The organism is Thermococcus eurythermalis (genome assembly GCF_000769655.1).
Classification (GTDB): Archaea; Methanobacteriota_B; Thermococci; order Thermococcales; family Thermococcaceae; genus Thermococcus; species Thermococcus eurythermalis.
On sequence record NZ_CP008887.1, the window covers coordinates 824,005 to 841,616 of the forward strand.

Sequence of the window (17,612 nt, forward strand, 5' to 3'; positions counted from 1 at the left end):
CGTTGTTTTTGTTTCTTGGCTTATTCCTTATCCCTTTTTGTCCCCCTGCAAACAAAAAACCTTTTATACTTCCTGCACCAACAATACCTCGAAGTCCGATGCATCGAGGTGATAGGTATGGAGACGATTGAGGGTGTTGTGGTTGTGACTACCGAGACGGTTCCGGGCTACCGGATTGTTGAGGTCAAGGGCCTGGCCAGGGGTGGCACCGTAAAGGCTACCCACATAGGCAGGGACATAATGGCCGTCCTCAGGAACATCAAGGGTGGTGAGGTGAAGGAGTACACCCAGATGATGGCCGAGGCGAGGGAGGAGGCCTTAAGGAGAATGGCCCTCAGCGCCAAGGAGCTGGGAGCAAACGCTGTTGTGAACGTGCGCTTTGCTACCTCAAACGTCGGCTCAAGCGTGGCCGAAGTCTACGCCTATGGCACTGCCGTGGTGATTGAGAAGGAGGAGTGAGCATGTACCTCCTTCCGTTCCCCATAGCTGGAGGACTGCTCGCGTGGACGACGCTCTACTTCCTCGGCTTCAAAAGGCAAAAGTGGGGAGAGCTTATCCTAGGTCTGGTGGCGTTCTTCATAGCAATCGTCGTCCAGAGTCCGATTCAGCAGCTTCCTCTCCTTGGGATTGGCATAAGGTCAAACGCCGACGTCCTGGCGAGAGGGACTGCGTTCGTCGTTGCTGTCTCAGTGTGGCTTGGTCTCATCGCTGGTGCAGTCCAGGAGGGTGTTAAGTACTTCCTCGTCAAGGACAAAAGCCCAAATGCGGGCCTCTTCATAGGACTTGGCTTCGGGATAACTGAGGTCTTTTTTATAGTCGGAACCGCTCTGGCCACGGCCCTTGCGACCGGTGAGCCTCTCGACGTCCCCGCAAGCGCGGCGGTTCTCTCAATGGTTGAGCGCTACTTCGTCGTCCTCTTCCACGTTGGGACTGGAGTTTACCTAGCCTATGCCGCTCAGAACGGGTTTGGAAAGAAGGGCCTTATTGCGATGATAGGGCTCCACGCGCTCATTGACTCCCTTGCGGCCTACTACCAGATCATGGAAAGCGAGCCGGTTCTGTATGGGGCAGAGCTTATAACCGCTCTCGCCGCACTTGGACTGCTGTATTATACACTTCCAAAGGCAAAGAGCGAGCCCGCAGAGGAAGAGAAGGTCATCTGGTGAAGCACGGTGCTCTCGGGGGACAGGAAGGAGAAGGCGCTGAAGAAGCTCAGGAAAGACTTCCGCTCCGGCCTTTATTCCTATTTGGTCCTCTCCCTCCTGGAGAAGGAAGGTGAACTGCACGGCTACGCGATAAGGAAGAGGCTCGGGGAGCTCAGCGGGGGAAGGCTCGTCCCGAGCGAAGGTGCCTTATACGACATACTGAAGAGCCTGAAGAAGCTCGGCCTCGTGAGAGACAGCTGGGCCGAAATCGGAGGAAGGCCGAGGAAGTACTACTCCCTGACGGAGCTGGGTGAGGAGGTTCTGAATGAGCTGAGACAAGAATTGCAGGTAATAGTTGAGACCCTTAAAAGGCTGGAGGGGTTGAAATGAGTGAGACAGCTTTTGAGATGTTTGTTTCTCTGGTCCTGCTTTTAGGGGGTCTTCTAGCCCTGGCGTTTCGGAAGAGGAGAAACCCTCTCATAGGCTTCCGCGTGGGCTACACCTATCACTCCGAGAGGGCCTGGGAGAAGGTGAACACGTTCGCGGGAGTGTTCTCCGTGGTATATTCGCTCTTCCTGCTCGCCTTGGCCTTTTACGGTGTTTCTAGGAACATCTTTACCCTTGGAGTGGTTGGGTTTGTCATAATTCAGCTCTTCATCGGTCTGTGGATGGCAAAGCGTGAGTACGAGCTTGATGAGCTATCGGAGGAAGCCCCTGAGAAGCCCCCCGCAACGGGCAAAACTGAGGGAGCGAGCATAAAGCCCTACCTCCTCACCCAGCTCGGCTTTTTAGCGTTTTACCTCCTGCTGGTTGCCCTCCTGTGGGACAGGCTCCCCGAGAGAATTGCGACCCACTTCAACGCGAGCAGTGAGCCTGACGGCTATTCGGGCAGGTTATGGGGTGTTATTGGCGTTCCGGTTTTAGTCTGGCTTCTCCCGCTGGTCCTCACGCTTCCAGCCAAGGAGCCTGCCTTCTTCGCGAGGGCCAACTTCTACCCGAGGAACCTGGGGGCGTGGTGCCTGTTTACAACGGTTCTGAGCTGTGGTCTGGTTTCTGTCTTTACACTAACCCTCCTCTACAATGTGGGCATCGTTCCGAGCAACGTGATAAGTTACGGGGTCTACCTGTTCCTCGCCCTCCTCGTATTCGCAATATACAGGCTCCTCACGGTGGGGGGAGATGAACGGGTATGAGCTCCTGAGAATCCTCTATGGTCTGTTCCTCGGGGTTTTCCTCATAATTATGGGAGTCCTGACGTTCACGTCTAAGGGGGAGCCAGGGATAGGCTTCAGGATAGGCTACACCTACATCTCGGAGAGGGCGAGGAGAAGGGCCAACCGCGTTTCGGGGGCCGGAATTATGCTGACCGGGGTCCTCCTGATCCTCCTCTCCTTCTTCCTGCCAATGCCTTGGCTGATGGCGGTTCTTCTCTCCTGCTTTGGAGTGATTATTCCGGTGACTTACTTGGTTGCAAAGCGCGAGTACGAGCTTGAGGAGCTATCCGAGGAGGCCCCCGAGAAGCCCGAAAGGAGAATAAGGCCGCCGCGGGTTGGGAAGTATTTGGCGCTCCAGACGGTCTTTGTAGGGCTCTCCCTGGTCCTCCTAATCAATGGGAAGCTTCCAGACCGGGAAATTTCCATACTCATCTTTGTCCAGCTCTTCATCCTGGGCCTCACGCTCCTCGCTTCAAGGCCAATAGTCTTCCAGCTGGCGCCCAAATTTAGGGGAAAAATGGCACTCGGCTTTGCAAAGGCGATGGCGGTCGTTTCGGGAATGATAAGCCTGCTCCTGGCGGTGTCTGCTTTGAAGGGTAATACGAACCCTCTGTTTGTGGTGCTCCTCCTGCTTATCTCTCTCGGCGCGGTCTTCTACGCCGCCTTCGTCGCCCTAACGAGCGCCTACGAGGAGGGTTACTATTAAAAGGAACACGCACCAACCAGTGCTGGTGAGACGATGGAGGAGCTCTATCGCTACCTGAGGACGTATATGGACCCGAAGAGCGAGGTGGCCCAGAGGAGGTTCATGGGACTGCGCTCCTTCTTCAACTGGGCCGTCAAGGAGGGCCTCCTTCCGGACAGGCGGAAGCTCCGCATCCTCGACCTCTGCGCGGGGACAGGGATAGCCGGCGGTGCGCTCTACGAGACGCTCCGTGAGTGGGGCTATGAGGCGTCTCTCACCGTTGTTGACAGGAGGAAGGAGGATTTGCTACTCGTCGAGGAGTGGGTGAGCGGTGAGGTTTACGGAGCCGTTATGGACTGCCTCGACGATCTGAGCAGGCTCGGCAAGTTCGACGTTGCCCTAATCTTCGGCCACACGATGCCCCACTTTGACCCGTTCCAGGCGGCAGAGCTCTTCAGGAACGTCGCGGGGGTTCTCGAAGGCGACGGCGTCTTCCTGCTTGAAGAGACCGACCGCTTTGGGGCGTTCTTCTACAGGAGAGCCTACCGCGAGATTGTGCCTGAAGTTCGGGGCGAGGACTACACGGTAATCTCGCTCGATGAGGGCTACGACCCGCTCAGAGGTGTCATCAGGAGGGGCTACTACAAGTTGCCGGGCTGGAAGAGGATTGGGGAAATGGAGACGCGCTACTGGGACCTGGCGGGGCTGGCGGGCCTTGGAAAGGCCCTCTTCGAGGAGGCGAGGATAATAAGGAATGGCGAGCACGGCATCGTAAACGTCGGCGACATCATCTACCTCAGAGGGCCTCACAGGACGTAGTACTGTGGTCGTCTGTCCTTGAAGACGTCGTTGAGCTCGTTCAGCCTTTTGTCCCTCGCAAGGGAGGGGTCTATCTCCACGACCGCGACCTCTTCATTTTCCTCACTTCCCATTGCCAGAACCTCTGCCTTTGGCGAAGCTATCGTGCTCTTGCCGATGAACCTGAGCCCGCGCTCCTCGCCGACTCTGTTAGCCGTTATCGTGTAAACGCGGTTCTCCAAAGCCCTAATCGGCATCGCCCTCGGGGCGTAGGGCATGACGAGGTTGCTTGGGTGGGCTATTATCTCCGCCCCCTTCAGGGCCAAAGTCCTCGCGCTCTCCGGGAAGAACCAGTCGAAGCATATCATCACTCCGACTTTGGCCATGCCGATGTTGAAGACGTGGAAGCCGAGGTTCCCGGGCCTGAAGAAGAGCTTCTCACGGTTGAAGAGGTGCACCTTGCGGTACTTTCCTATGTATCCCCACCCCACGGGGCCAACGATAACGGCGGAGTTGTAGAGGTTCCCGCGCTCGTCCTTCTCTGCCGTTCCCGCGACTATGAAGACTTCCTTCTCCCTGGCGAGCTCGACGAGGAACTCCGTCGTCGGGCCGTCCGGTATCTGGCCGGCCACCTCCCCTACCTCGTCCCGGCTCTCGAAGTTGTAGCCGGTGTCAAAGAGCTCTGGTAAAACAACGAGCTTGGCGCCTTCCTTGACGGCCTCGCCTATGAGCTTCTCGGCCTTGGAGTAGTTCCTTTCGGGGTCAAGGAAGGCCGGTTCCATCTGGACGTACGCGACCTTCATGGTACCACCCCTCTAGATTGGACTGCAAAGTAGATAAGATTAGTGGGAAGCGAATACGCAGTTTAATTTTCCTCTTACGGGGATTTGACGCGTCTAGTCAGTACATTAGCAGAATGCGATAGCTTCAACAACGCAATGCCGTATTGACTGCTAAAAACTTTTCAAAATCACAAATAGGGATGTTTAAGTTGTGTACGAAATCCCCCATGAGAAAAGATTGTTCGGCCGTCCTTTGGGGGATTCACGGTAGGAGAGGGCCCTGTGCTCTTATGGGAAAAGCTTAAAAATGGGCTTGCCGAGCTGACCCCGGAGAGAAATTCAGAGGTGATGCTCATGAAGAGGCGCCCAAGGAAGTGGAAGAAGAAGGGAAGGATGAGGTGGAAGTGGATCAAGAAGAGGATAAGGAGGCTCAAGAGGCAGCGCAGGAAGGAGCGCGGGCTTATCTGAAGCCCGGTGGTTCTATGTTCCTTTTTTCGGATTTTGAGCGTTTATCCATTTTGGTTGACACCTCCCTCGGAAAGACCCTTCTGCTAGCCGACCCCCACATAGGTTTTGAGCTGTCGAGGGGCCTGAGAATCAGGACGGGCTTTGAAGAGCACCTGGCCGAGTTCGTTCTTGAAACGGGTGCCGATGCCCTTGTAATCCTTGGGGACGTGAAAGAGCCCCTCGGCCTGAGCTTCCGCCTTAAGGAGATGCTCCTCCGGTTCTTTTCGGCGGTAAAAGATGTCAGAGTTCTCATCGCCAAGGGCAACCACGATGGAAGGATTGAGGAGGTCGCTGAGAAGTTTCCGAACGTCGAGGTCGCTGACCACTTCGTTATCGACGGCCACCTTTTCCTGCACGGCCACACGAGACTTCCGGAAGTCGAGTTTGAAGAGGCCTTCCTCGGCCACGCCCACCCCGCCTACACGCTGAAGTACGGCGGAACTGCGCGTAAGGTCAAGGTCTTCGTTAGAACCGGGAAGTTCCTTGTTCTCCCCACAATCAACCCCTACATAGAGGGCTTTGACATCAGAGAGGGCATAAGGCTGATTCCCTTCCTGAGGGGTGTGCGGGAAGTTGAGCTGTTCCTGCCGGAGGGGCTGTACCTCGGAAGGATTGAGGTCTAAGAAAACTCTTATTAAGGTGTATGCATAAATAACTTCATAGGTGAGAAGTGCAGCGGTGAGAAAAAATGAGTGAGGTTTACGAGAGGCTTGAGGCACTGCTCCGCTCCCTGGGTGTGAAGAAGACCGAGCTGAGGATATACCGCCTGCTCCTGGAGAAGAAGAGGCCGATGAGGATTACTGAGATAGTCAAGGAAGTCGGCATCAGCGAGCGTTCCGTCAGAGAGCACGTCCTCAGCCTGTACAGAAAAGGCATGCTCCGGAGGGAGCTAATCCAGCAGGGCTGGCTCGGCTACACATACACGGCAGTTTCGCCGGCGGAGCTCCTCGAAAACATCAAGCGGAATATACTTGAAAAAATAAGCGAACTGGAGAAGGAGTTCACGAGGGCGAAATATTGACGACCCCCGTCTCCAGGAGCATCTTCACGAGCGCCTCAAGCTTTTCTTTATCCACGGCTCCATATTCCTCTTCGAGCGCCCTGAAGGCCCGTTCCTTTGGTAGCATCTCGGAGAGCATCAGGAGTTCGTGGAGCTGGTTGTAGGTCTTCCTGTCTTCTGTTAGTTTTCTGAACTCCTCTGCGTTTCCACCTTTCTTTCTGACCAGCCTCTCGTTGAGGATTCCCCTATCTTTCCACTTGAGCCAGGGTTTGCTCTCGAAGTCGTGGCCGAGCTCGAAGCCGATGAAGGCTGAATCCCTCGCGAGGCCCCTCATCACGAGCTTTTCGCTCTCCTCAGTGTCTACGTTCATGGCCGTCTCTCCGAGGACTTTCATTGCATAGCCCCTCGCAAAGCGCCTAAGCTTTTCTTTCTCCTCCATTGCAAGCGCAAGAGCAGTTGCTAGGACGGCGTTTCCTATTATCGCGATTGACTCTAGGCTTAGCTTCTCAACGGTGTCCCCGCTTGAGTGGTAGAACTTATCGGGCCACGTTATGGGCATCGTGCCCGGAACTCCGAAGAAGTTGAAGATGTCGTGGTCGCTCCCCATCTCGTAGGGGTAAGCCTTGAAGGGCATCGCGGGGAGGTCGCTTCCTGAAAAGCTCTTTCCTTTCCGGTTTGTCTGCTCTATGAAGTGCTCCAAGAGGCCGGAAACGATGGAGAAGCGCGATAGCGGTGCCCTGACGAGCATGAGAGTTGACCCGTTCCTGTCAGAACTGCCAGCTACCATGTCGAGGTTTATGTTGACGTAGAATTCGTCCGGTTTCGCCTTCTCAAAAAAGGCCTGCGTCCCGTGGTACTCTGGAACCCACAGGAAGGCAAACCCGAAGCGGAACGAGTCTCTGTATGCCTCATTCAGAATCCTAGCGAGCTCAATCAGCATCGCGCTCCCGCTCGCGTTGTCGTTTGCTCCGGGCTTGGGGTGACAGATGTGGGCCGAGAGGACTATGTAAGGCGGTTCCCCAACGGTTGCGTATAGCATCGGAAGCTCTTCCTTTCCGGGAGTATCGACCTGGGCCGAGAGGCTGACCTCCACGCCGCCCTTAAGGGCTTTGGAAACCAGGTCCCTTGCTATATTCTCGGGCACGGCTAGGGCCGGGATTTTCGCCCATTCCAAATCCTCTTTCGTGAGGAAGAGGCCAATGTACGGGTAGAACTCTCCCGTTCCCTCACGATAAGCTATGAACGCTTTTGCCCCGGCTTCGTTGGCCTTCTTATAGGCGTTCCTCCAGTCCCTCCCAATGAGAACGATTTTTCCCTCGGCCTTTTCCCAGTCCTCCTCGCGGAGAATCGGGAGAAGTTCCCCCCTGGCCTCCCCTGCTGGGGAGTGGGCCATCAGTAAAAGGGGGCTCTCTTCCGTCGTTAGCATCTTTTCTCCATAAGAGAGCTCCCCGTAGACTGGGTTCCAGGCTAGGGGGGACGCTAGGGTTCCGTGCCAGGTCTCCCCGTCGTAAGAAGAACTTACGATGCGGTTTTCAATTCCTATGGCGTCGGGCTTTTCTTTGAGCATCTCAACGCCCTGAACGAGCTCCCTTGAGCCCTGAATCCTGTGGAACTCGGCTATTTCAGAAACTTCCTTGAGAACTTTTTCGGGGTTCAGCCGGACGTCGGGCATCTTCATAAAGGCCACCATAATAAGACGGGGAAAGAACCTAAAAAGGTTAGTCTCCCAGCCGGAGCATCTTTGGTGCCTCAAGGTGCTTTAGAGTGTCCAAAAGTTCGGGAGGCATTGTCAGCTTCGTGGTCTGAAGGAACTCCACGTACTCGTGCTCGATCTCTGTGCGCTCCTCTGCCTCTACCTCCTCGCTCTCGATTGGGGCAGCGTGCTCCGGTTTTGACTCGAGATCCTCCGGCTCGAGTTTAACCACAAGACCTTTCTGAAGTTCCTCTGCCCTGTCCCTCTGTCCAAGCTCTTTGCCCTTTCTGTATGCCTCCTTAACGGCCTCGTAGATTCCGAGATCTTCTGCCTTCTTGTACAGTTCTTCCTTCTTTTCCCTTACCCATCCAGCCCACTCGCTGTGCCCCTTGAAGCCTATGAAGTATCCGAGCTGGTATGCCTCCTTAAGGAGGGTCTTTTTCCTGTCCGTCATAGCGGCGCCTCCTGGTAGACCCTTATTCCGTCCGTCGTGAAGCGGAGCCTCTTGAGGTTGCTGTCGTGGGGAACACCCCTCATCTTGAGCACTTGCAGGGCCCTAATCATCTGGTAGTTGCGCATAAAGTGGTGGAGCACTATGACGCCGTCGGCGAGGTAATACTCGTCTGTGTATTTTTCAGAGCTCAGCATCTCCGACAGGAGAATCGTTGTGACCTCAAGGGAGCGTAACAGTCTGACGAAGCGACCCAGGGCCTTTTTCTTTCCTGCGGGGTCACTGACGAAGGACTCGAAGAGGCTGAATGAGTCGATAACTACCCTCTTGGCTTTTTCGCGCTTGATTATCTCTATGAGAAGTTTGAAGAGCTCTTCCCACGTGAGCTCGCGGTTGGCGCTTAGAAGAATCTCTCCCAGGTCATAGAAGACTATCCTCTTTGACTGGAAGTGGTCAAGTATCCCAAAATTGTAACGGAGCATGTCCTGGATGATAACTTCCTGTGGCTCAAAGAGCGAGATAAACAGCCCCTTCTCGTCGTTCTTTGCACCTTCCACCAGGAACTGTATCCCAAACGTTGTCTTACCGCTTCCAGGGGGGCCTGTGACAAGGTACACCCTGCCGGGCAGGAATCCCCCTCCAACCATCCCATCGAGTCCGGGAATTCCGGTGGGTATCCTGTCAAGCCCCTTGAGCAGCTCCCCTACATACATTTTCTGCACACCTCCTTGGAAAATCATAAAGAAAATCCAGTATAAAAGGTTAGTCTTTGTGGGATATTCAACCCCACGTGACGTGCCTGTTGACGGCGAAGCGAACCAAGAACGATACTCCTATGCCGATTAGATTTGCCAGTAAGTAATGCAGGCCGAGCCACACGAGGGGCACGTAGATTGCCCACTGGACGAGTACACCCGTCAGCGCCGCGGCGTGGAAGCTTGCGAGCCTCTTCCATAGGGGCTTCCGCTTGAGGTCTCTAAACGTCCACAGGTCGTTCCATATGAAGTTGTTTAGTATCGCCAGCTCGGTTGCGGGGATGTTTGCGACGTACTTGCTCAGACCAAGGTGAACAAACAGCCAGAGGAAGCCCTCGTTGACGAGAATTCCTGAGAATCCGACTATTGAGAACTTCACGAGCCTGTCCAGCTCACCCTCCCAGCGCATGAGGCGGTAGAGGTGCCTCAGGTAGTTGAGCATCGTCTTGCCGCTCAGCTTGCTCTCGCCCGCCTTCCTCAGGCCGAAGACGAATGGCACTTCAACGACTTTGCGGTAGTTGCCTTTAACCAGGATTTCCATCAGGATTTTAAAGCCGACCGGATTCAGCTCGGCCCCTTCGACGACTTCCCTCCGCAGGGCGAAGAAACCGCTCACCGGGTCTTTAACGTTCCTTATCTTCGGCAGGGCGATGCGGCCGAGCATTATCGCGCCCTTTGAGATTAGCTTCCTGTACCAGTACCAGTTCTTGACCCCTCCACCGGGCACGTACCTGCTCGCTATTGCTATGTCGGCACCTTCCTCAATGGCCTTCAGAAGGTTGGGGATGACCTCTGGAGGGTGCTGTAAATCTGCGTCCATCACGACAAAAACGTCGCCGGTTGCTTCCTTGAACCCTCTGATTACAGCGGAGGAGAGCCCCTTCTTGTCGGTTCGCCTGATTACCTTGACTGGGTACTTATTTGAAAGCTCTTCCGCGAGCTTCCACGTCTCATCTGGAGAGTCGTCGTCGACGATTATTATCTCGTAGTCGTAGCCTTTGAGTGAGCCCGAAATTCTCTCAAAGAGTTCCGGAAGGTTATCGCGCTCGTTGTAAGTTGGGACGATGATGCTGACTCTCATGATTACACACCCTGCCGTAGTAGGCCGTAAACTTTATAAGGCCTGCGAAGTCCTTATGAGCGGGCATGGGGCCGTGGGGTAGCTTGGCCTATCCTTCCGGCTTCGGGAGCCGGAGACCCGAGTTCAAATCTCGGCGGCCCCACCAGTCAAACTTCTGTTTTGAACAGTTCTCGACTTCTGAAGGTTCTCTGCCGGTGTTTTTTGTGTGGTTACATTTTTCTTTTGAAAGCCTCGCCCTTCAGGGCAGGGAGGAGGTCAGTTTCATCTAATAGTCCAAAACCTGAAGGGGTTTAAGCAATTGCCGAAAGACTTATAATTCATTACGAGTAGTCACACGCATGCTGGAGAAAGAGAAAGAAGCGCTCGCTAAAAGAATCGCTGGGGAGATAACCCTTTCCGCTGACCCTGGAAAGACTATGAGGAAATGGCGCGAGATTTTTGGCATAAGCCAGACCGAACTTGCTGATTACCTCGGCGTCTCATCTTCTGTCATCAGCGATTATGAGGGCGGAAGGAGGAAGAGCCCCGGCGCCTCGACGATAAGGAAGTTTGTTGAGGCCCTTCTTGAAATAGACGAGAAGCGCGGCGGGAACGTAATCCGCGCCTTCAGCAAGACGATAGAGGGTGAGCTTCCCACTGATGCGATACTCGACATCAGGGAGTTTGCCCTTCCCGTGACGATAAAGGACATCGTTGAAGCAGTTAAGGGAGAAGTCGTCGCCAACATGCACCTCCTCGATAGGCGCATATACGGCTACACAGTCGTTGACAGCATACGGGCAATCCTTGAAATGAGCAGTGAGGAGTTCCTCAAGCTCTACGGCTGGACTACTGAGAGGGCGCTGGTCTTCACCAAGGTAACAACCGGAAGGAGTCCAATGATAGCCGTCCGCGTCCAGGGCCTCAAGCCTGCAGTCGTCGTCCTCCATGGGGTCAAGAAGCTGGACGAGCTCGCAGTAAAGCTCGCCGAGCGCGAGAGGGTTCCGCTGGTTGTTTCCAAGGCCGGCAGTGAGACGGAACTCATTATGGGGCTTAGAAAGCTCGTGGAAAAGACCGAAAAGGAGCTTTAGGTTCACTCCAGCGTTTTTCTTCTCCAAATTCCTTCCTCGGCAAGCTTAGTTAGCCTGTCCCTTATGTGGATGAGCACGTCGCTCAGCGTCTTCCCGTTGTCGTACTGTTCAACGATTTTCATGAGCTCGTCCCTGCTGTAGTCCTTCATCTCCCTTGCCAGCTCCGTCATCCTTGGGTAAGCCCTGACTATGTTGTCCACTATTGTTATGTCGGCCATTCTCGCGCTCCTTGACAGCGGGTTTAGGTCAACCGTGATGACGAACTTGCCCATCTTCACGAGCGCCTCCGTCCTGTCACCGTCCTCCAGCGGGACGACTACGACGTCTGCCTTCCATATGCCGTTCTCATCTACTTTCCCGCGTTCGTGCTCCAGACCGGGAATCCTTTTCGTCGGGTTAATTCCGAGAAGCTCTATCTCCGGGCCGTATTTGCGGAGCTCTTCGGCTATCGCTCTAACGCGCTCCTCCGTCCTGTAAAAGAGGTTTATCTCAAGCTTTGCGTTGAGGGCCTTGGCGAGCTCTATCGTCTCCTTCGGGACGAGTGCAGCGACGTTGCCGTTCACCGAAATGACCGGGTGCTTTGCCAAGAGCAGTTTCGCAACAGCTGCCTTCATAGCCCTCTCCGCCGGCTCTATCGTCCTCTCCCCGATGAGGTAGTCAAAGGCCTCGCCGCGGCCATGGGCAATGAGGCCGGCCTTTGCGGTCATGCCCTTCCCCATTCCCTCGATGATCTTCTCCCTGTAGTAGAGGCTCCAGTAGCGCGGGTGGCTTTCGGGTATCTTCACCATTTCTATCACCTGATGAGGATTGTGAGAACCGGATAAAAAGATTCTCTCAGATTTCTTCCGTTTGAAGCGGCATTGAAGAAAATTGTCTCTCCAGGTGGTTTAAGGCGCTGGTGTAGCCGAATGATAGTGTACTTTGATGTGTCACCCCAGTATAACATTGCGGAATGTCCCTTTCCTTTCGACGCGCGTGTTAGTCGGACATTTGTTACATTTTTACATTCTTTCTCCCCATTGACAGTGTAAATCAAATGGCTTACACGAAAAGTTTATAACCTTTGGTGTTATTGTCACTTCGCCATAATAAACGCATGCATAAAATCGAGGTGCTGGAAATGATTGAGGCAAGGGTTAAGGAAGAAGATGGGAGCGAGGAAACCCTTGCAGAACCCTTTAATAAGGTTGTAGAGATTCTGAAAGAGGTTGGATTCAACTGAACTTCCTTTTCTAAGCATTTTGTGCCCGAAAGGGTTGTGTATGGGTGTGGGCAACTCTAGGCCCAAAAACGTATCTGGAACCCTTCCCTATGGAATTTACACTGCGAACGAGTTCCGAACTATGATTGGCCCTCACAAGAGAGTGCCTTTTACCAGAGTATGCGGCTGATGGACAGAGTGAAGAAGGCGGTCGTGATAGGTGCTGGAAACTTTCTCTACCACTCCCTTTTTCTTGAGCCGAAGATAAGGCCGTGCTTTATCTGGTCCATGAACTCGCTGTTGATGAAGGTCTTGGTGAACTCCATAGTCTCCTCAGGGGAGAGCCATTCTACGTCTTCAGGAATACCCTCGACCCACAGGTAGACCAGCTCGTTCCCCTCGCGGGCTATGAGCAAGGTGCAGATTTTAACGCCAAGCTCCTGCGCGATTTTGACTTCCCTGCAGACGAGGGACGAGAACTTCCCGAGCGGGGCAACTGCAACGAGGTATTCAGCTTCCTTAATCCTGTCGCTGGTGTCCCTCATGCCGTAGTCTGAGGGGACGAGGACGTTGTTTGAGCCCAGTTTTTCCTCGATAATCTCGAGGATTGCCTTTTCCGTCTTGGTGTGGTAGAGAAAGGTGGGCTCGGTCAGGTACACGAAGGGCCCGCGGACTTCTTTCTTCTTTCTTTTCAAAAATCCGAGCATGAGACCACCTCAGGTGGGGATAATGTCATCATCTCGACATCAGGAGGGATGACACTCCTCATCGGTGCATCGACTTGACCTAAGCGCGAGCCCTTAAAAAGTTCTCCCTAACGTATCTAAAGGCCCCCGAGACAAAACGATTAAGAAGTTTTGGTTCGAATTATAATACACCATGGCGGGAAGAGGGCGTACCCTGATACTGAAGCCGGTAATCGGGGTGATGCTCATCTTTCTTCTGCTGAGCAACGTAGCCGTTACGTTTCTCCCGATTCCGGATAAAGGAAGCGGGCTCGAAAGGTTCTTCCTTGCGCCCGTCAAGCTCATTGAGTACCGGCGGAGCAACGCTGGCAACGTGACAAGGCCGTCCTTACCATCGCTGTCTGACCTGTTCGAGGAGCAGGAAAACTCTTCACAGAGGCCAGGTTACGTGTGGTTTTCACCCGAAGAGCTTGAGAAAGACCTTAACAACGATGTCCTCCGGAGGTATTTAGATGATATCATCAGCAGAAGCATTGCCTTGATAGAGGGAATGGGCGAGACCCCTACACCGGAGCTTGTGCGGGGAACCGCTTATATGTTGCTTCTTGACAGAGTGAATTACGTTCGTGATTCTAGGCTTGATCTGCCCTCTTATACTGTAGTGCATGGGGGCAAGTGCTCGGACTGGACACTCGTAAGCTACGCCCTCATGAAACGCATAAACCTCATATACAACATCACCGCGGAGTACTTCTTCGTATCCAGCAGGCCCCCGTGTGACATAGGACACGCCTTTCTGGTGGCCCATTATCCCGACGGCCACTGGGAGCTTTACGACTGGTTTGCGACCTCGTATTTCCATATCTCCTATGGAGAGAGCAAGTTCAAGGTCTTAAGGGCCAATGAGAACACATGGGTGATAGGGTGGTTCCCGGCCGGTACGGCCAAGGCTGTCCCCTTCTCATCACTTGAGGAAATGCTGAGTGTTTACAGCATGACCGGGGGTTACCTCAGAGACGGCTACTATGTTGGAGTGTACCAGCTTCCGTCGTTTGAACTAGCATATCAAATGGCTCCATTTAAGGCCTCCGATGAGGCAGGCAGGAAGCTGGAGGAGATATACGCCGAGATGGAGCGTAGCCCTACCGGAAAGTTCCGGAACAGCTACACGGTCATGATAAAGAAAATGGGCAACGGAAACGCCGAGCTCGTTGATGCGGGTTTCAGAGACAACATGATATTGCTCCACATTAGACTAATGAACATTTCCTCTCCGGTCGAGCTGATAACTGGGGAGAGAACCACGGCGGTTCTCGTGGATATTGGAGATGCGGGCATACAGAAATGGGAGGGCCTTAAGTATTTCGAGGGCTATCCAGCCTATAACTACATTGTTCTCAAGGGGGACGTGTCCGAGATAACAATAGGCGTGCCATACCAGGATCCAATGTACTACTTCTCGCTGGCCCCCTGGAAGGTTACGCTCAGGGAGTACCTTGGAGGCGATGGTGTCGAAGTGTTGCTTTGGGAGGGAATCGGATGAGGGTCGTCCCGCTCGCCTCTGAGAGCCTCGGCGTTAGGAGTCTCGCGACCTTCGTTGAAGCCGCAGGGGTAAAAATCATCATAGACCCAGGCGTTGCCCTTGGGCCGAAGCGCTACGGCCTCCCGCCAGCGAAAATCGAGCTTGAGGCCCTGCAGAAGATGAGAAAGAAAGTCCAGGCCTACGCGAGGAAGGCGGACGTTGTTGCAATCTCGCACTACCACTACGACCACCACACGCCGTTCTTTGAAGGCCTCTACGAGAGCTCCAGCGAGGAGTACGCGAGAGAAATCTATACCGGGAAGCTGATTTTCACCAAGCACCCCAAGGAAAACATAAACTTCAGCCAGAGGAAGAGGGCCTGGGCCTTCCTGAAGAACGCTGAGCCGATAGCGAAAAAGATCGAGTTCGCCGACGGGAGGAGCTTCGACCTCGGTGGGCTTAAGCTGGAGTTCTCGCCAGCCGTTCCTCACGGGAGCGAGGGCTCAAGGCTCGGCTTCGTGGTGATGGTTCTTATAGACGACGGCTCGAAGAGGTTAATCCACGCCAGCGACATCCAGCTCCTCAACAGGAAGGCCGTCGAGTGGATAATTGAGAAAGTTCCAGACATCTTAATAACCGGCGGGCCGCCTACATACCTTGGAAAGCGCGCCGAGGGGAGCTGGGAGACCGGCGTTAAGAACCTTAACGAGATAATCCGCGAGACGGGGGCAAAGATAATCCTCGACCACCACATCGTGAGGGACAAAAACTATCCGAGGTTCTTCGACGAGCTTGAGAAGAGGCCGAAGACGTTTGCTGGCTTTGTGAATGTCGGGGACAGGCCGCTTGAGGCATACCGCAGGGAGCTCCACAAAATCGAGAAGGGCGAAGAGGTAGAGCTTCCCTTCAGGTTAAGTTGACAGAAAGCCGCCGTCCACGGGAATTACCGCGCCGTTGACGTAGCTCGCCAGGTCGCTCGCGAGAAAGAGCATCACCCTCGCCACCTCATCGGGTTCCCCAAAGCGTCCCATGGGGAGGCGGGCGTTGAAGTGGAAGGATATTCCCATCTTTTCCACGTTAAACTTCATTATCGCTTCCTTCTTGAGTTTCTTCACTCCTTCCGTCTCTATACCGCCCGGAACCACCACGTTTGTCCTGATCTTCTTCCCGTACTCCCTCGCTATCGCCCTCGTTAAGGCGACCACACCGAGCTTGGCCGTATCGTAGTGAACCAAACCCCTCGCAAAGGGCAGGAAGGCCTCTATGGAGCTCACGTTGATTATCACGCCGCCCCTGTCCTTCCTCGCCCGGACGAAGTGCTGACACATCCAAAAGACGGAGTGGAGGTTTATCGCCATGACTTTCTCATAAAAGTCTTCGTCAACCTCAGTGAACTCCTTGAACCAGTAGACGCCGGCGTTGTTTATGAGGATGTCCGGCTCCCTTCCCCTCAGGGCTTCCCAGAGGAGGTCAATCTCGACCTTACGCGAGAGGTCAACGCGGTGGACGTTAACCTCGACGCCGAACTCCTCTGCGAGCTCCTTGACCCCCTTCAGCCCGAACTCGTCTACGTCCACAAGCTCAAGGTCTGCCCCGGCCTCGGCGAACCTCAGGGACGCTGCACGGCCAATTCCCGATGCTGCGCCCGTTATCAGGGCCCTCCTTCCCTTTAGGGAGATGAGTTCGGAAATGGGTTTCATCGCGGTCATGGTTTAATATTTCGACGCTTCTTCCCATAAGGTTTGCCATTGGAAACCCTTAAATCGGATTGCACGGACTCTCAATCAGGTGATCGATATGAGAGACTTCTACATCGCCCATGAGGAGGATATCAAAGCCGGAAAGACCACTGACGTTTACTTCATCAGGACGAAGAAAATCCTCGATGCGAAGGGCATCCACAGGAAGGTCTTCGCCGATGTGACCACCACATCTCTACCAAACGGCTGGAAGTGGGGGGTTTTAGCAGGAATCGAAGAGGTAGCGAAGCTCCTTGAGGGCCTGCCCGTGAACGTCTACGCGATGAGGGAAGGCACGATATTCCACCCCTACGAGCCGGTGCTCCAGATAGAGGGCTACTACGAGGAGTTCGGAATCTACGAGACTGCCCTGCTCGGAATGCTCAGCCAGGCGAGCGGAATAGCCACCGCCGCACTCAGGACGAAGATAGCGGCGGACTTCAAGCCTGTCTACTCCTTTGGCATAAGGCACATGCACCCGGCAATAGCACCTATGATTGACCGCTCGGCCTTCATAGGCGGCTGCGACGGCGTCTCAGGTGTCCTGGGTGCTGAGATGATAGGGGAGAAGCCCGTCGGGACGATGCCCCACGCGCTGATTCTCACCGTCGGCGACCAAGTGAAGGCATGGAAGTACTTCGACGAAGTGGTTGAGCCCGAAGTCCCGAGGACGGCTTTGGTTGACACGCTCTGCGATGAAAAGTTCGAGGCACTCATGGCGGCTGAAGCACTTGGAGAGAGGCTTGCGGCGGTGAGGCTCGACACTCCCAGCTCAAGGAGGGGCAGCTTCAGGAGGATAATCGAGGAAGTCCGCTGGGAGCTCGACCTGAGGGGCTACGAGCACGTTAAGATATTCGTGAGCGGCGGCCTCGACGAGGAGAAAATAAGGGAGATAGTGGACGTTGCAGACGCCTTCGGCGTCGGTGGCTCCATAGCTTCGGCGAAGCCCGTTGACTTCTCGCTTGACATAGTTGAGGTCGAAGGGAAGCCCATAACCAAGCGCGGCAAGCTCAGCGGAAGGAAGCAGGTCTACCGCTGTGAGAACGGCCACTACCACCGCGTCCCGGCGGATAAAAAGCTTGAGAAGTGCCCGATCTGCGGTGCCAAGGTCGAGCCGCTCCTTAAGCCGCTCATCGAGAACGGCGAAATAGTGGCAGAGTTACCAAAGGCACGTGAAATAAGGGAGTACGTGCTTGAGCAGGCGAAGAAGTTCGGGCTGAGCCTGGAGTGAGCTCTTTTTCTGTTCTTAGTCCTTATCTGTTCTTTCAAACTTTTTAGAACCT

At 54.4% G+C, this 17,612-nt stretch carries 20 protein-coding genes and 1 tRNA gene; 13 read left to right on the forward strand and 8 right to left on the reverse strand.

The genetic code is table 11. The features are described 5' to 3' along the window. The first annotated feature begins 117 nt into the window (after positions 1 to 117). The 6 genes from TEU_RS04355 to TEU_RS04380 are packed head-to-tail and all read left to right on the forward strand — an operon-like array spanning position 118 to position 3,863. Positions 118 to 459, forward strand: a complete 342-nt coding sequence (locus TEU_RS04355; protein ID WP_050002623.1) for a heavy metal-binding domain-containing protein — start codon at positions 118 to 120, stop codon at positions 457 to 459. 2 nt (positions 460 to 461) lie between these two features. Further along, complete coding sequence (locus TEU_RS04360) at positions 462 to 1,166, forward strand: YhfC family glutamic-type intramembrane protease (RefSeq protein WP_050002624.1); 705 nt, start codon at positions 462 to 464, stop codon at positions 1,164 to 1,166. A 6-nt stretch (positions 1,167 to 1,172) separates the two neighbouring features. Further along, entirely contained in the window at positions 1,173 to 1,535 is a 363-nt protein-coding gene (locus TEU_RS04365) for a PadR family transcriptional regulator (RefSeq protein WP_050002625.1), read from the forward strand. Beyond that, a complete protein-coding gene (locus TEU_RS04370) occupies positions 1,532 to 2,338 on the forward strand; it encodes an SdpI family protein (RefSeq protein WP_050002626.1) in 807 nt (268 codons plus the stop codon). The genes TEU_RS04365 and TEU_RS04370 overlap by 4 nt, the downstream gene beginning before the upstream one ends. After that, complete coding sequence (locus tag TEU_RS04375; protein WP_227738766.1) at positions 2,325 to 3,065, forward strand: SdpI family protein; 741 nt, start codon at positions 2,325 to 2,327, stop codon at positions 3,063 to 3,065. Before TEU_RS04370 ends, TEU_RS04375 begins: the two co-directional genes overlap by 14 nt. 33 nt (positions 3,066 to 3,098) lie before the next feature. After that, complete coding sequence (locus tag TEU_RS04380) at positions 3,099 to 3,863, forward strand: class I SAM-dependent methyltransferase (protein ID WP_050002627.1); 765 nt, start codon at positions 3,099 to 3,101, stop codon at positions 3,861 to 3,863. Here the strand turns inward: TEU_RS04380 and TEU_RS04385 are convergent. Continuing rightward, positions 3,851 to 4,645 (reverse strand): nitrilase, encoded by a 795-nt coding sequence (locus TEU_RS04385; protein ID WP_050002628.1) that lies wholly within the window; start codon positions 4,643 to 4,645, stop codon positions 3,851 to 3,853. The two genes, TEU_RS04380 and TEU_RS04385, sit on opposite strands and share 13 nt — an antisense overlap. Before the next feature lie 461 nt (positions 4,646 to 5,106). Here TEU_RS04385 and TEU_RS04395 point away from each other — a divergent pair, with 461 nt between their 5' ends. Both TEU_RS04395 and TEU_RS04400 read left to right on the forward strand, forming a co-directional pair. Next, positions 5,107 to 5,754 (forward strand): metallophosphoesterase, encoded by a 648-nt coding sequence (locus TEU_RS04395; protein ID WP_050002629.1) that lies wholly within the window; start codon positions 5,107 to 5,109, stop codon positions 5,752 to 5,754. A gap of 65 nt (positions 5,755 to 5,819) precedes the next feature. Next, positions 5,820 to 6,152 carry a transcriptional regulator gene (locus TEU_RS04400; RefSeq protein WP_050002630.1) on the forward strand — a complete coding sequence of 111 codons (333 nt, stop codon included), beginning with the start codon at positions 5,820 to 5,822 and terminating at the stop codon, positions 6,150 to 6,152. On the opposite strand, the gene TEU_RS04405 is transcribed toward TEU_RS04400, so the two are convergent. The 4 genes from TEU_RS04405 to TEU_RS04420 all read right to left on the reverse strand — a co-directional run bounded on the left by TEU_RS04405 (position 6,133) and on the right by TEU_RS04420 (position 10,111). Next, positions 6,133 to 7,821 carry a DUF4910 domain-containing protein gene (locus TEU_RS04405; protein WP_050002631.1) on the reverse strand — a complete coding sequence of 563 codons (1,689 nt, stop codon included), beginning with the start codon at positions 7,819 to 7,821 and terminating at the stop codon, positions 6,133 to 6,135. The two genes, TEU_RS04400 and TEU_RS04405, sit on opposite strands and share 20 nt — an antisense overlap. Positions 7,822 to 7,849: 28 nt before the next feature. Continuing rightward, complete coding sequence (locus tag TEU_RS04410; protein ID WP_050002632.1) at positions 7,850 to 8,278, reverse strand: hypothetical protein; 429 nt, start codon at positions 8,276 to 8,278, stop codon at positions 7,850 to 7,852. After that, positions 8,275 to 8,988, reverse strand: coding sequence for an RAD55 family ATPase (locus tag TEU_RS04415; protein WP_050002633.1), 714 nt, complete (start codon positions 8,986 to 8,988; stop codon positions 8,275 to 8,277). Before TEU_RS04415 ends, TEU_RS04410 begins: the two co-directional genes overlap by 4 nt. 67 nt (positions 8,989 to 9,055) lie before the next feature. Beyond that, positions 9,056 to 10,111, reverse strand: a complete 1,056-nt coding sequence (locus TEU_RS04420; RefSeq protein ID WP_050002634.1) for a glycosyltransferase — start codon at positions 10,109 to 10,111, stop codon at positions 9,056 to 9,058. 67 nt (positions 10,112 to 10,178) lie between these two features. Here TEU_RS04420 and TEU_RS04425 point away from each other — a divergent pair. Together TEU_RS04425 and TEU_RS04430 are read left to right on the forward strand one after the other, a co-directional pair. Next, a tRNA-Pro gene (locus TEU_RS04425) sits at positions 10,179 to 10,256 on the forward strand. 193 nt (positions 10,257 to 10,449) lie between these two features. Next, positions 10,450 to 11,181, forward strand: a complete 732-nt coding sequence (locus TEU_RS04430; RefSeq protein ID WP_050002635.1) for a helix-turn-helix domain-containing protein — start codon at positions 10,450 to 10,452, stop codon at positions 11,179 to 11,181. 2 nt (positions 11,182 to 11,183) lie between these two features. On the opposite strand, the gene TEU_RS04435 is transcribed toward TEU_RS04430, so the two are convergent. Both TEU_RS04435 and TEU_RS04440 read right to left on the reverse strand, forming a co-directional pair. Continuing rightward, positions 11,184 to 11,969, reverse strand: coding sequence for a 4-phosphopantoate--beta-alanine ligase (locus tag TEU_RS04435; protein WP_050002636.1), 786 nt, complete (start codon positions 11,967 to 11,969; stop codon positions 11,184 to 11,186). Positions 11,970 to 12,618: 649 nt separating this feature from the next. Further along, entirely contained in the window at positions 12,619 to 13,089 is a 471-nt protein-coding gene (locus TEU_RS04440; RefSeq protein WP_050002637.1) for a hypothetical protein, read from the reverse strand. Between the two features lie 220 nt (positions 13,090 to 13,309). On the opposite strand from TEU_RS04440, the gene TEU_RS04445 reads away from it, so the two are divergent. Both TEU_RS04445 and TEU_RS04450 read left to right on the forward strand, forming a co-directional pair. After that, positions 13,310 to 14,611: a hypothetical protein gene (locus tag TEU_RS04445; RefSeq protein WP_050002638.1), complete on the forward strand. Its 1,302-nt coding sequence runs from the start codon at positions 13,310 to 13,312 to the stop codon at positions 14,609 to 14,611. Further along, the gene (locus tag TEU_RS04450) at positions 14,608 to 15,510 is read left to right on the forward strand and encodes an MBL fold metallo-hydrolase (RefSeq protein WP_050002639.1); all 903 of its coding nucleotides are present in this window, start codon (positions 14,608 to 14,610) and stop codon (positions 15,508 to 15,510) included. The genes TEU_RS04445 and TEU_RS04450 overlap by 4 nt, the downstream gene beginning before the upstream one ends. Here TEU_RS04450 and TEU_RS04455 read toward each other — a convergent pair. Then, positions 15,502 to 16,290, reverse strand: a complete 789-nt coding sequence (locus TEU_RS04455) for an SDR family NAD(P)-dependent oxidoreductase (RefSeq protein ID WP_050003934.1) — start codon at positions 16,288 to 16,290, stop codon at positions 15,502 to 15,504. The two genes, TEU_RS04450 and TEU_RS04455, sit on opposite strands and share 9 nt — an antisense overlap. A 97-nt stretch (positions 16,291 to 16,387) precedes the next feature. Here TEU_RS04455 and TEU_RS04460 point away from each other — a divergent pair, with 97 nt between their 5' ends. Next, a complete protein-coding gene (locus TEU_RS04460) occupies positions 16,388 to 17,560 on the forward strand; it encodes a nicotinate phosphoribosyltransferase (RefSeq protein ID WP_050002640.1) in 1,173 nt (390 codons plus the stop codon). The last annotated feature ends 52 nt before the right edge of the window (positions 17,561 to 17,612 follow it).